The sequence below is a fragment of the Terrabacter sp. RAF57 genome (assembly GCF_052113925.1).
Lineage (GTDB): Bacteria > Actinomycetota > Actinomycetes > Actinomycetales > Dermatophilaceae > Terrabacter.
Genome location: NZ_JBFRDT010000026.1, coordinates 1 through 13,644, shown reverse-complemented (window position 1 = coordinate 13,644; position 13,644 = coordinate 1). Strand labels below are relative to the sequence as shown.

Below are 13,644 nucleotides of genomic sequence, written 5' to 3'. Positions count from 1 at the left end.
GCGCGCGTCATCGAGCCGAGCCGGTCGTGGGACCCGAGCCCACGGCATACGCCCTCGGGGGCCGAGCGCAGCCGCGCGGGTGACGCGACGGGCTACGGGTTCGACGTCGGCGACGGCGGCACGAGCGTCAGCTCGTCGTCGGTCGCCTCGCGCACCGCGGTCGGGCTGAACGGCCACCCGAACGTCTCGTTGGCCGCCCACGCGTCGATCTGGTCGGAGTAGTGGTCGTCGTAGGCGTGCCCCGACTGGCCGGTCGAGTTGACCCAGCGCGACGCGTCGAGGTTGCCGAGGTCGACGACCATGCGCATCGACGGGCCGCTCGTGACGTCGTAGCCGGGCTTCGAGGCGTTCCACGCGTTGGCGTTGACGATGGAGTTGCCGCCGCCGAGCTCGATGTCGTCGCGGTTGAAGAGGTTCTGGACGAACTCGGGCACGCCGTCGGCGCCCATGACCTGGTGCGTCAGGTCGAGCGAGTGCAGGCGTCCCCAGCGCCACGTCGCGGGCACCTTGCCGAGCTCGCGGGCGAGGTCGAGACGGGCCTCGACGAGCGCGCGCTTGAGGATCTCGCCGGAGCCCTCGGTGACGCCGGGCGTCGTCTTGTCGTCCCACCAGTCGTTCTTGGGGTCCTTGAGCAGCTGCTCCATGACGACCATCCAGCGGCTACCGCCGTCGGGGGCGATGTCGGGCGGGAGCTCGTCGAAGGTGTACTCGAGCAGGTGCTTCCACACGGCGTTGTAGTACGCCGCCGAGGCCGCGTCGCGCGTCTTGTCGTTGGGCTGGTTGCCGTCCCAGTCGCGCAGCAGTCGCTGGGCCTGCGCCGTGAAGTCGTCGACCTGCACGGCGAGGAGTCGCTCGACGAGGCCCGGCGCGTACGTGTTGCGGGTGTCGCCCTGGATCTGCGACATCGTCTCGGGCGAGACCTTGGGGGTCGCGGCGAGCAGGGTGCGGATGCGCTGCGCCCTGAAGCCGTAGTCCCACTCCGACGTGAGGAACGGCGTCGGGCTCGCGCTGACGGCCTGGTTGGCCGTGACGATGAAGCCCTCGGCAGGGTCGAAGGTGTTGGGCATGTCGTCGAAGGGCACGTAGCCCTTCCAGTCCCACTGCGAGTCCCAGCCGGGCGACGGCCAGAAGCCGGGGGGCGCGCCCGGCGTCGCCGAACGTCGCACCGGGATCTTGCCGGGAGCCTGGTAGCCGATGTGGCCGGCCGTGTCGGCGTAGACGAGGTTCTGCGACGGCACCGAGAAGAGGGCCGCGGCCTTGCGGAAGTCCGACCAGTTCGTGGCCCGGTTGAGGGCGAAGATCGCGTCGGCCGTCGTGCCCGGGGTCAGCGCCGTCCACGCGAGCGACACGGCATACCGGTTGGACTGGGGAGCACCACGCACGACGCTGCGGTCGCCCGCGGCGTCGATGGCCGGGACGATGTCGGACATGATCGGGCCGTGCACCGTGGAGCGCACGGTCAGCGGCACGTCGGCGCCGCCGGCCACCTTGATGACCTCCTGGCGCGTCTCGAGCGGCTTCGTCAGCCCGTCACGGAGGTAGCCGTCGCCCGAGACCTGCTCGAGGTAGAAGTCGGTGACGTCGGGGCCGAGGTTCGTCAGGCCCCAGGCGACCTTGTCGTTGTGGCCGACGACGACGCCGGGCAGGCCCGAGAAGGTGAAACCCGAGACCTGGAAGGGGCACGCCGCGCTCAGGGTGCGGCACTGGAGGTTGACCTGGCCCCAGATGCCGGGGATCGACAGGGCGAGGTGCGGGTCGTTGGCGAGCAGCGGCTTGCCCGTCGTCGTGCGCGAGCCCGAGACCACCCACGAGTTCGAGCCGATGCCGTCGCCGCGGCCGAGGCTCGACGGGACCGCGTTGACCGACGCGAGCGCCGAGTCGATGGCGGCGTTGCCGTCCTCGGAGCGCATCGCCTTGAGGGCCTCGGGCGCCGGGCTCGCCGCCTGGTCGCTCGCGGACGCGGGCTGCCAGTCCTGCTCCGAGAGGATCGGCTGGTTGCGGTCGACGGGGTAGGGCGGGTAGAGCAGGTTGATCTGCTTGAGGGAGCGCGTCGTGCGCGACAGGCGGGCGCGGGCGAGCTCGTCGTTGTAGTTGCCGCGCAGGTCCCACGCCATCGCCTTGAGCCACGAGAGCGAGTCGACGGGTGTCCACGGCTCGACGCGGTAGCCGGGGTTGCGCCGAGCGAGCACGGTGTACTCGAGCGACATCTTCTCGGGCGTCTCGGCCTTCTTGATGTACGCGTTGACGCCGTCGGCGTACGCCTGGAGGTACTGCCGCGTCTCGGGCGCGAGCTTCGGCAGCTCCTGCTCCGCGATGCGGCGCCAGCCCATCGTGCGGATGACCTTGTCCTTGTCGAGGCCGGCGCTGCCGACGAGCTCGGAGAGCCGACCGGCCGTGACGTGGCGGCGCAGGTCCATCTCGAAGAAGCGGTCCTGGGCGCTGACGAAACCCTGCGCCCGGAAGAGGTCGCTCGCGTTGTCGGCGTAGATCGTGGGGACGCCCTGGGCGTCGCGGTGCACCGACACCGAGCTCGTCAGGCCCTCGATCTCGAGCTGTCCCGAGGTCTCCGGGAACGACTGCCGCACCACCCCGATCGCCAGGATCCCGACGCCGACCACCGCCATGACGACGAGGACGGCGACGAGCAGGACGATCCGACGGGTGCGCTTCAACCGTGACACGCGACGAGCCTAGGCCACCGCGGACGGTGCAGCTCGCAGCCCGTGGGGCGCCGCGCGACATCGTTGCCGAACCGACGACCAACGCTCCCGACCCGGGCGCGACGCCCGCGGACCGCTCCACGGGCGCGGGCACCGGGATGGTTGGATTGCCCCACACCGGAGGAGCTGCCGTTGACCGCACTCGCGAGCATCACGTCGTCGACCATGGACCTCGACGACCTGACGCGCGTGCTCCTCATCGGGTCGCTCGTGCTCCTCGTGGCCGTCGCGGCCGTGCGCCTGTCGGTCCGCTCGGGCCTGCCGTCGCTCCTCATCTACCTCGGGATCGGCCTGGCCCTCGGCAACGCCGGCGCCGGCATCCAGTTCGACGACGCGTCCATCACCCGCGTGCTGGGGTACGCCGCCCTCGTGCTCATCCTGGCCGAGGGTGGCCTGACGACGTCGTGGTCCAACATCAAGGACTCGGTGGCCCCCGCCGCGGTGCTCTCGACGGTCGGGGTCGTCGTGTCGGTGCTCGTCGTCGCGGTGGCCGCGCACGCCTTCCTCCCGCTGTCGTGGACGATCTCGCTCCTCATGGGCGCGATCGTCTCCTCGACCGACGCGGCCGCCGTGTTCGCGGTGCTGCGCAACGTACCGATCCCCAAGCGTCTGTCCGGGATGCTCGAGGCGGAGTCGGGCTTCAACGACGCGCCGGTCGTCATCCTCGTCGTCGCCTTCGCCGCCCAGGGCGTGCCTGGCGGCACGGCCGACCCCTGGTGGGTGCTCGTGCTGCACGCCGCGGTCGAGCTCGCCGGGGGCGCCCTCGTCGGGGGTGCCGTGGGCTGGGTCGGTGGGCAGCTGCTGCACCGCGTCGCCGGCGCGTCGTCCGCCCTCTTCTCGATCGGCGTCGTCGCGCTCACCGTCCTGGCGTATGCGATCGGCGCCGCGATCCACGTCTCCGGCTTCCTCGCCACCTACCTCGCGGCCCTCGTGCTCGGCAACATGGGACTGCCCAACCGGGTGGCGTTCCAGAGCTTCGCCAACGCGCTCGGCTGGATCGCCCAGATCGGCCTCTTCGTGCTGCTCGGCCTGCTCGCCGACCCGAGGCGTCTCGACGAGCAGATCGTCCCGGCCGTCGTCATCGGCCTCGTGCTGCTGCTCGTCGCCCGGCCGCTCTCGGTCTTCGCGTCGGTGTCGTGGTTCAGGGTGCCCTGGCGCGACCAGGTCTTCCTGTCGTGGGCGGGACTGCGCGGCGCCGTACCGGTCGTGCTCGCCACGGTGCCGCTCGTCGTGGGCACGCCGGACACGGAGTGGATCTTCGATCTCGTCTTCATGCTCGTCGTCATCTTCACGATCGTGCAGGCGCCGCCGCTGCCGTGGGTGGCGCGGCGGCTCGGTCTCACCGAGCACGTCCACTCGGTCGACGTCGACCTCGAGTCGACCACCCTGATGGAGATCGGCGCGGACGTCATCCAGGTGACGGTGGGTGCCGAGTCGAGGCTGCACGGGGTGGCCGTCTTCGAGCTGAGACTGCCCAAGGGCGCCAACGTCACCCTCGTCGTGCGCGCCGGCGAGGGGTTCGTGCCCGAGCATCACACGACGATCCGGCACGGGGACCGGCTGCTCGTCGTCACGACCTCGAAGGTCAAGCAGCGCACCGAGCGCCGCATCCGCGAGATCAGCCGGGGCGGGCGCCTCGCCGGCTGGCCGTAGACTGACCCTCGGTCATCTTCCGCTCCCGACGTCCGAGGTTCACCTGTGCCCACCTACTCCTATGCGTGCCAAGAGTGCGGCCACGCCTTCGACATCCGCCAGTCGTTCACCGACGACTCCCTGACGGTGTGCCCGGAGTGCGGCGAGCCCCGCCTGCGCAAGGTGATCCACCCGGTCGGCATCGCGTTCAAGGGCTCGGGCTTCTACAAGACCGACTCGCGCGCCGCGTCCAAGGGCGCCTCGACGCCAGCGGCCTCCGACGGCGCGGGCTCGGGTGACACGAAGAAGAAGGACGGCGGATCGTCATCCACCTCGGCGTCCGAGTCGTCGAGCGGCTCGAGCACGTCGACGCCGGCGAAGACCGCGTCCACGTCCTCGGGGTCGTCGTCCGGGTCGTCGTCCACAGCCACCTGAGCCCGGAGGACGTTGTCCCCACCCGAGGGCGTATGCCGTCCGGCCGGCCGGGTGCCCGCCCTAGGCTCCTCGCATGACGACTGAGCAGACGACCCTGTCCGACCCCGCCGTCCCGGGGGTGCCCGGCGTGCCCACAGAGGGTGTGCGCGCCGAGATCGGCGTCATCGGCGGGTCGGGCCTCTACGAGTTCCTCGACGACTACGAGACCGTCGACGTCGAGACCCCGTTCGGGCGCCCGAGCGACCCGCTCGTCATCGGTGAGGTCGAGGGCCGCAGCGTCGCCTTCGTCGCGCGGCACGGCAAGGGCCACCGCTTCGCCCCGCACCGCGTCAACTACCGCGCGAACCTCTGGGCCCTGCGCGCGGTCGGCGTCCGCCAGATCCTCTCCCCCTGCGCCGTCGGCTCGCTCAAGCCCGAGCACGGGCCGGGCACCATCGTCGTGCCCGACCAGGTCGTCGACCGCACGTGGGGGCGGGCCCACACCATCTACGAGACCGAGGGTCCGGTCGTCCACGTCGGGTTCGCCGATCCCTACTGCCCCAACGGCCGTCAGGTCGCGGTGGCCGCGGCCCGGCTCTCGGAGCTCGAGGTCGTGACGGACGGGACCCTCGTGGTCGTCAACGGGCCGCGGTTCTCCTCCCGCGCCGAGTCGCTCATGCACCAGCAGGCCGGCTTCGGCATCGTCGGCATGACGACGATGCCCGAGGCGGCCCTGGCCCGCGAGCTCGCCATGTGCTTCACGACGATCGCCATGGTCACCGACCACGACGCCGGCGTCGAGGGCGGTGACGCCGTCACGCACGACGAGGTCCTGCGCGTCTTCGCGACCAACGTCGAGCACCTCACCTCGATCCTGCGCGACGCCATCGGCCAGATGCCCGCGCACGAGCCCGACGAGACGGCCAGCTGCCCGTGCCGACGCAGCCTCGACGGTCTCGAGCTGCCCTTCCCGCTCCCCTGATGACGGCCGGCGTGCTCTCGGGCTCCCGCTGGCGTCGCGAGGGCCGGCGGGCGGCGTGGCCCGACGGTCCGCGCCGACGCCGGGCCAGGCGCGCGCGCTGGCGGCGGTGGGCCGCGGCTGCGCTCGCCGCCCTGGCCGTGCTCGTCACGGTCTCGGCCCTGCGCCCGGCACCCGCAGGAGGCACCGGGCTGCCGACGGTCGTCGTGGCCCGGGACGTCGCCTCCGGGCAGACGATCGGCGTCGACGACGTCACCGTCTCGGTCCGCCCCGGCGGTCAGCGGCCGGGGACGGCGCTGTCGACGGTGGAGGCGGTGGTCGGCCGCACCGCCGCCGCTCCCCTGGCCGTCCACGAGGTCGTGACGCCCGAGCGCCTCGTCGGGGGCGACCTGCTGGCCGGCCAACCCGACGATCAGGTGGCCCTCAGCGTCCCCGTCCTCGATGCCGCCTCGGTCGGCGTGCGGCCCGGTGACCACGTCGACCTCTACGCCACCGGCTCCGGCACCCGGGCCGCGACCGATGTCGTCGTCCTCGCCGTCCGCGCGGCCGAGGACTCGACCGGTCTCGGGACGGGGGCGCCGGCCCGCGTGACCCTCGCGCTCGACCCGACGCAGGCCGCGGAGGTGGCGCGCGGTCTCAGCGCGCTCCAGGCCGGCCAGAGTCTGGTCGTCGCCGTCCGGCACGGGTCCGGGGCTGCGCAGTAGGCTCGGCATGCCCGGAGTGTCCGCCTCACACGTCACTCTCGTCGCAGCATCGCACACGGGTCACAGGCCCAGCAGACAGCAGGACCCACAGGGACGGGTCGCAACAACCCCCGTGGCATCGAGATCACCCAGTCCAGGGGCACAGAAAGGGACGCGCATGATCAAGGGTTTCAAGGACTTCCTGATGCGAGGCAACGTCGTCGACCTCGCGGTCGCGATCGTCATCGGCACCGCGTTCGCCAAGGTGGTCGACTCGTTCGTCACCGTCATCATGGACCTGATCGGCAAGCTCGGTGGCAAGCCGAACTTCTCGCAGTTCAACCCGGGCGGCGTGCACTTCGGCGCCTTCCTGACCCAGCTCGTCGGCTTCGTCATCGTGGCTGCCGCGGTCTACTTCATCGTCGTCGTGCCGATGAACCACCTCGCCGAGCGGCGCAAGGCCGGTGTCGAGCCCGAGCCCGAGGCTCCCTCGGAAGAGGTCATCCTGCTCACGGAGATCCGCGACAGCCTCCGCGCCCGCTGAGTCGGACCACACGAACGCACGTCGCAGGGGCGGGAGCCGACCGCTCCCGCCCCTTCGTCAGTCCCAGCCGTCACCTCGAGTGGCCGCCCGGCCCCACCCGTCACGTGTGACGATGGGGCCACTCGAGTGTGGGGGCACCCGTCACGTGTGACGACGGGGCCACGCGACGGGGGGGCACCCGTCATGTGTGACGACGGGGCCACTCCCGTCACGTGTGACGACGGGGCGACTCGACGGGACGTCGGGTCAGGCGGGCTCAGTGGTGTCGGACGGGCCTGCCTCCGCGATGGGCACGGAGCCGTAGGCCTCGGGGCGCTCGTAGTCGCCGAGGACCTCGGCGAGGGCGAGCGGGCGGGCGGCCTCGGCGTGCCGGCCTGCGCGCTGCAGGGTGCGACCGAGCAGCAGGTGCGCGTAGGAGTCCGTCGGCGAGTGCTCGATGACCTCGTTGAGGGTCGCCTCGGCCCGGCCGAGCTGCGCCGACTGGAAGTAGGCGCGGGCGAGCATGAGCCGCAGGTCCGTGACGGAGTGCAGCACCGCGTCGTCCGCCGTCCCGGCCGTGCGCGACGACTCGACCTCGTCGACGAGCTCGGCCAGGGCGGTCGCGGCAGCCACGTGGTCACCTCGCTCGAAGAGACCCTGGGCCCAGGAGAGGCGCAGCGAGAACGGTGTCGTCGTGTTCATGAGGCCCACAACGCCCCACGAGGTCACGGCATTCCGGCACGTCGCGCCGCCGTCGCCCGCGTCAGCTCACTCGTAGTGCGGGGGTCGCTGCTCCTCGAGCCAGCGGTCACCCAGACCTGAGCCCGCGGACCGCTCGCCCCAGCCGAGGTCGAGCTCGTCGCTGCTGCGGCCGAGCGCCGCACCGGGCTCGCTCGCATCGGCGTCGGGGGCGCCGTCCGCGTCCCCGGTGCCCTTGCGGAACACCCTGCGCCGCTTGCGCTTCGGGCGAGCAGCAGACTCTGTCGTCGAGGTGCCGGCTCCGTCGGAGGAGGCCGGGTCCGTCGCCGGGCGGGAGCCTCCGGAGGCCGCATCGGCGCCCCCGGCGGTCCGGTCGCCGTCCGCCGCGCTCGTCGAACCGGCGCCGTCGTCGGGCGTCGACACGGCCCCGTCGGTCGGCTCGACCTCGCGGGGCGGCGACGACGTGCGGGCGAGCGTCACGATGCGAGCGAGCTCCCTCGCGGGGTCGCGGAACACGTCGGTGCTCCAGACCCGCTCGTGCACCCAGCCGAGGCGGCCGAGCTGCTCGGGGCGCAGGCGGTCACGGTCACGCGTGCTGCGCAGGGCGGCATACCTGCTCCCGTCGGTCTCGACGGCGATGAGCGCGCGGCCCCGGTGGTAGGGGTCCTCGACCGCGATGTCGATGCGGTGGGTGGCCGTGCCGTAGTCCTCGTGGACGGTGAGGCCCTGGCGGCGCAGGCGCTCGGCGAGGTCGTGCCGCAGCGGGTCGACGGTCGTGGGAGCGGAGGCGAAGAGGGTGTCGTCGTCGCCGACGCCACCGCGCCGCTCGGCGTACGCGAGGAAGTCGCGGAGCATGAGCGCGCCGCGGGCCTTGAGCCGCTCGGGGTCGAGGTCGATCGCGCGCAGCGCCGACACGACGGTCATCCGTGCGCGGGCTCGGGTGATGGCCACGTTGAGCCGTCGCTCACCGCCCTCGATGTTGAGCGGGCCGAAGCGGTGCAGGACCCGGCCGTGCGGCGTCTTGCCGTAGCCGATCGACAGGATGATGGCGTCGCGCTCGTCGCCCTGGACGCGCTCGAGGTTCTTGACGAAGAAGCGCTCGTCGCGGGAGTCGTCGAAGAAGGCGGCGACGTCGGGCGCGGTGCGCAGCGCCTCGGTGATCGCCTCCTCGAGGCGGTCGGCGTGCCTGATGCCGAGGGCGATGACGCCGAGCGACTCCGTGGGACGGGTGCGGGCATGATCGAGGACGAGCTCGACGACGCGGGCCACCTCGCCGTCGGTCGTCTCGATGGTGTCGACGCCCGGCTGCACGACAGCCTGGCCGTCGACCGGCTCGAACGTGACGGCCGAGTCGAGCGACGTGCCGGGAAAGGTCGTGAGTCGACCGTCGTACATCGTGTCGTTGGCGAAGGCGATGAGGCGTTCGTCGCGGCTGCGGTAGTGCCACGTCAGGTTGCGGGTCGGCAGGGCCGCGGCGAGCACGTCGAGCACCGACTCGAAGCCCTCGGTCAGGGTCTCGTCGGCGGGGGCGGTGGCATCGGACTCGTCGTCGGAGACGACGGTGAAGAAGTTCGTCGGCGGGAGCTGTCGCTCGTCGCCGGCGACGACGACCTGGCGGGCGCGGGAGATGGCCGAGATCGCCTGGGCGGGCTGCACCTGCGAGGCCTCGTCGAAGATGACGACGTCGAACCAGCGCCCCGGCGGCAGCGTCGACGCGACGACGAGCGGGCTCATCGCCCAGCATGGCTTGATCGCCGTCAGCGTGGACGACGCCTGCGGCATGAGGTCGCGCAGCGGCTTGTGGCGGCGGGCCTTGCCGGCCTCGGCGCGCACGAGCGCCTCGTGGGCCGGGTGGTCGGCGAGGACCTCGCGGATGTTGCGGGCGACCGCGGCGCGCACCCGGTCGACGGTCGCCGACTGGTGGGCTCGGTCGGCCTCGGCGAACTCCGCGACGTCGCGGCGCAGTCCCGCGCCGTCGTGGGCGCCGTACGCCGGGTCGCGGACGGTGATCTCCTGGGCGAGGGAGGCCCACCACACGTGCTCGACCTCGGCCGTGACCTGGTCGGTGGGGATCCCGCGGGCCGCGAGGTCGTCGACGACCGGGCCGAGCCCGGTCGAGCGCAGCTCGTCGAGGGCCGACGTGACCTGGGGCAGCACGGCGATCCGGTCGGGTCGGCTCGCGAGCCCGGCGAGCCGGTCCCGCAGGTCGCGCAGCGGCAGGGACGTCAGCGTGCGCCCGTCGGGCCCGACCTGGAGGCGGTCGTCGAGCCACTCGAGGTCCGCCGTGAGGCCGGCGAGCAACGACAGCCCCTCGTCGAGGCGCGGCGAGATCTCCGGACGACCGCCGCCGCCGACGAGCTCGAACCAGTGCTCACGCTGCTCGCTGGCCGACACGAGCTCCTCGTGGAGGTTGGCCGGCGGTCGACCGGGGCGCAGGAGCCGCTTGGTCTGCTGCCGGATCTTCCAGCGGTCGAGCCAGCCCATGTCGACGTCGCGGGCCTCCCGCCAGTCGCGCGTCGCCGTGGCGGCGATGTGCTCCTTGAGCGGGATGTCGAAGACCTCGGGCCGGAACACCTCGAGGGTCTCGCGGACGCTCGACATCGTGGCGAAGGCCGACTTCCAGTCCTCCAGCGAGTTCGCCTCTGGCACATGGGATTCCGACAGTATGCGGTTGAGCTCGCGGGCCGCTTCGTCGAGCCCGCTCGTGCTGTGGCGGGTCGTGACGTCGAGGGCGCGGGCCGCGTCGTCGGCCGTGAGGATGCGGGCGCCGAACCACGGGTCGTCACCGTCCCGCGTCCACGCCCCGAGCCCCGCGGCGTCGCGCAGCCGGCGGCCGAGCTCGACGGCCCTCGGGCGGCTCAGTCCGGCGAGGTCGCGGCTGCCGAGTCGGACGTGACACGTCGGGGGAGGCGTGCGCGTGCCGAGCTCGACGAGTGCCTGCTGGGCTTCGTGCGCGGACACACCCCACGGGTCGCGCACGGCGTGGAGCGCCTCGACGTGCTTCTGCAGGCGAGCTCGGCGGTCGCGCAGCGTCGCGGTCGTGCGGTCGGTCTCGGAAGTGTCGTTCGCGACCGCGGCGTCCAGGCTCTTGGCGAACTGCTGGGCGGTCGCGCGCTTGTTCGTCGGCCCGTCGTAGGCGTCGAGCACGAGGTCGCCGAGCCCGAGACGGTCGAGGCGGCTGAGGACGGCGTCGATGGCGGCGCGCTTCTCGGCGACGAAGAGGGTCGACTTGCCCTCGGCCGCGAGCGAGGCGATGAGGTTGACGATGGTCTGCGACTTGCCCGTGCCGGGAGGCCCCTTGACGACGAGGTGGGCGCCCGCGCGTACGGCGTCGATGGCCGCGTGCTGGGAGGAGTCCGCGTCGAGGACGAGGTACTCGTGCTCCGGGTCGGGGTCCGGGTCACTCTCCGGCAGGCGCAGCCGCACCGCTGCGAGCGCCGACTCGTCGCCCGCGAGCGCCGCGACGACGTCGTGGTTGGCCAGGGTGTCGCCCTGGAGGGCGAGGTCGGCGACCATCGGCAGCTTGGCGTAGGAGAAGGTGCCGAGGACGAGCCGCGGGGTGATCTCGAACTCGGGCACGCGCTCGCACGCGTGGCCGAGAGCGGCATACACCGGGTAGGGGTCGAAGCCGTTGCCCGCCGTGGCGAGGTCGGCGAGCGCGTCCCCGTCGATCTCGATGCCCTGCTCGGAGCGGAGGTACTCGCGCAGGACGGGGTTGAGTTCGGCCTCGGGGCCGAGGTCGATCTCGAAGTCCTCCTGGGCGGCGCCCGTCGGGCGCAGCACGCACGAGCGCAGCAGCACCGGCGACGCCGGGGGGCGGGCGGCGCGAGGCACGGACCACGTCGCCATGCCGATGGCGATGAAGCCGGCCGCGATGCCGCGCTCCTCGTGCAGCTCGAGGGCCTTGGACCGGATGGCGCGCGCACGGCGGCGGGCCTCCTCGAAGGCAGCGGGCTCGCGCACGAGGTCTGACAGTCGCGTGCGACGACCGGCGAGCAGCATCGAGACGCCGCCGGGGTGCGCGGTCGTCAGGTCGAGGGTGCCGGAGGGCAGGTCGCGGTACCAGAGGAGCGTGTTGCGCCCGCCGAGGTCGACGAGCGTGCGCTGCCACGTCCTGACGGCGGCCCTGACGCGGTCGGCGCGTGGATCGCCCGAGGGCGACTCGGCCTTGGGGGCAGGGTCGGTCCTGAGGGCGTCGGTCATTCCAGCAGGCTAACGAACGAACCTTCGCGTACCCGCCACCGACAGACCATCGCGCAGAGGAATCCGTGCTGCGGCAGCCGGCGACGTGCGCTCTCGTCAGCGGTCGCCGAGCGCGGCGCGGGTCTCGCCGACGAGACGGCCCACGGCCGCGACCGCAGCCGTGAGGGACGCCTCGGTGGTGCCCAGCGCGCCCAGGGCGAGGGCGGCGTCCCGCGAGAACCGCTCCGGCGCCGCGGGCAGCATCGCGACCGCGGGCACGAGCCCCTTCTCGTTCGTCACCCAGCGTCCGGCGTCCGCGTGCAGCGCGTGGGCACACAGCAGGACCGCTCGGGCGAGCGCGAGCGACACGTACGTCGTGTCCGCGCGCCGGGCTCCCTTCTCGGCCGCGCCGACGAGGAAGTCGGCCTCCCAGAGGGCGCCGACCATCGCGTCGCGCAGGGCGAGGGGGTATGCCGTCACGGCCGTTCGCAGGGACGCGAGCCGACCGGCCGGGTCGGCCAGAACGACCCCGGTGGCCAGCTCGGCGGCATACGCCACGTCAAGGAAGCCGAGCGGGTGACCTGCCTGGAGGTGGAAGGCGAACTCACCGCGATTCGCTCGATCCGCTTGTGCTGCAACCCGATCGACGTCGCGCAGGATCCAGTCGACGGCGGTGCCCTCGACCTCGAGCCAGCCACCGGCGTCGACCCACGGGCCCCAGGTACCGGGCTCCCCCACCGCGACGTCGCGCCCTGACCACCGGCTCGCGAGACGTGTCAGCTCGGCGGTGTCTGGCACACCCTCGTAGTAGACGCCGAGGTCGACGTCGGAGGTGGGCAGCGCGTCGCCGCGGGCGCGACTGCCGCCGAGCACGACGCCGAGCACCCCGTGCACGCCGGTCAGCTCGTCGACCATCCGGCGCAACGCCTCGTCGGTGATCATCGGGCGGTCCTCGGCATGGGCCGGACGCTACCGGAGCCTCGTCCCGAGGCCGGATCGGCGAGCCTGACCGAAATGTCCGATAGCGGAGTCAACGCCCGGTCTGGTATGTACCGTCCCTCGCATGACCGCTCACTCCCCCGAGTCGCCGTCGTCCGCCCGGCCGTCGGCCGCAGCGCCGGCGCGCCGACGTGTGCTCTCCAGGCTCGGTAGCGGCGCAGCCCTCGCCGTGGCCACCGCGACGACCGCGTCCGCGGCCCCCGCCTCCGCGGCAGCGGCGCCCGCGACGGCCACCCCCGCGGTCATGACCGCAGCCGTCACGACCGACCCCGTGCTGCACCTGCTGCGACGCGCGACGTTCGGCCCGACCCCGGCGCTGGTCGCCGAGGTCCGCACGGCGGGCACGACGGCATGGCTCGACGCACAGCTCGCGCCGCTCACCAAGGTCCCCGACACCGCTATGGACGGCATCCTCAAGCGCTGGCCGCGACTAGGCTGGAAGACGTGGGAGGTGCGCGAGCGCCTCCCGGCCGATAATACGTACGCCGTCATGTACGACCTGCTCGAGTCGCACGTCGCGCGGGCCCTCTTCTCGCGCCGGCAGCTCCTCGAGACGGTCGTCGACTTCTGGACCAACCACCTCGTCGTCCCGGTGCCGAGCAGCGAGGTCTGGGACAGCGCCCACCTCTTCCAGCGTGACGTCATCCGCAAGCACGCGCTCGGTAAGTACTCCGACATGCTCAACGCGGCAGCGCGGCACCCGTCGATGCTCAAGGTCCTCGACAACGCCGACAGCACGAAGAAGGCGCCGAACGAGAACTACGGCCGCGAGCTGCTCGAGCTGCACACCGTCGGCGTCGGGAAGTTCACCGA

Annotated in this window: 10 protein-coding genes; 6 read left to right on the top strand and 4 right to left on the bottom strand. The window is 72.5% G+C overall.

Annotation, left to right across the window (positions count from 1 at the left end):
- Window positions 1-92: 92 nt before the first annotated feature.
- Entirely contained in the window at window positions 93-2,624 is a 2,532-nt protein-coding gene (locus AB4Y83_RS20450) for a penicillin acylase family protein (protein ID WP_442298032.1), read from the bottom strand.
- Window positions 2,625-2,852: 228 nt separating this feature from the next.
- Here AB4Y83_RS20450 and AB4Y83_RS20445 point away from each other — a divergent pair, with 228 nt between their 5' ends.
- From AB4Y83_RS20445 to mscL, 5 genes are all read left to right on the top strand, one after another.
- Window positions 2,853-4,373 carry a potassium/proton antiporter gene (locus AB4Y83_RS20445; RefSeq protein WP_442273763.1) on the top strand — a complete coding sequence of 507 codons (1,521 nt, stop codon included), beginning with the start codon at window positions 2,853-2,855 and terminating at the stop codon, window positions 4,371-4,373.
- Between the two features lie 45 nt (window positions 4,374-4,418).
- Window positions 4,419-4,787 carry an FmdB family zinc ribbon protein gene (locus AB4Y83_RS20440; RefSeq protein WP_442273762.1) on the top strand — a complete coding sequence of 123 codons (369 nt, stop codon included), beginning with the start codon at window positions 4,419-4,421 and terminating at the stop codon, window positions 4,785-4,787.
- Between the two features lie 73 nt (window positions 4,788-4,860).
- Window positions 4,861-5,748, top strand: coding sequence for an S-methyl-5'-thioadenosine phosphorylase (locus tag AB4Y83_RS20435; RefSeq protein ID WP_442298020.1), 888 nt, complete (start codon window positions 4,861-4,863; stop codon window positions 5,746-5,748).
- Window positions 5,748-6,449, top strand: a complete 702-nt coding sequence (locus AB4Y83_RS20430) for an SAF domain-containing protein (RefSeq protein WP_442298019.1) — start codon at window positions 5,748-5,750, stop codon at window positions 6,447-6,449. The genes AB4Y83_RS20435 and AB4Y83_RS20430 overlap by 1 nt, the downstream gene beginning before the upstream one ends.
- Before the next feature lie 157 nt (window positions 6,450-6,606).
- Window positions 6,607-6,972: a large conductance mechanosensitive channel protein MscL gene (mscL, locus tag AB4Y83_RS20425; protein ID WP_442298018.1), complete on the top strand. Its 366-nt coding sequence runs from the start codon at window positions 6,607-6,609 to the stop codon at window positions 6,970-6,972.
- A gap of 246 nt (window positions 6,973-7,218) precedes the next feature.
- Here the strand turns inward: mscL and AB4Y83_RS20420 are convergent, their stop codons facing one another.
- The 3 genes from AB4Y83_RS20420 to AB4Y83_RS20410 form a co-directional block, all read right to left on the bottom strand.
- Window positions 7,219-7,653: a tetratricopeptide repeat protein gene (locus AB4Y83_RS20420; protein WP_442298017.1), complete on the bottom strand. Its 435-nt coding sequence runs from the start codon at window positions 7,651-7,653 to the stop codon at window positions 7,219-7,221.
- A 66-nt stretch (window positions 7,654-7,719) separates the two neighbouring features.
- Entirely contained in the window at window positions 7,720-11,853 is a 4,134-nt protein-coding gene (locus AB4Y83_RS20415; protein ID WP_442298016.1) for an AAA domain-containing protein, read from the bottom strand.
- Between the two features lie 96 nt (window positions 11,854-11,949).
- Entirely contained in the window at window positions 11,950-12,774 is an 825-nt protein-coding gene (locus AB4Y83_RS20410; RefSeq protein ID WP_442298015.1) for a nucleotidyltransferase family protein, read from the bottom strand.
- Window positions 12,775-12,895: 121 nt separating this feature from the next.
- On the opposite strand from AB4Y83_RS20410, the gene AB4Y83_RS20405 reads away from it, so the two are divergent.
- Window positions 12,896-13,644: DUF1800 family protein (locus tag AB4Y83_RS20405; RefSeq protein WP_442298014.1), on the top strand; the 749-nt coding region annotated here is incomplete at its 3' end.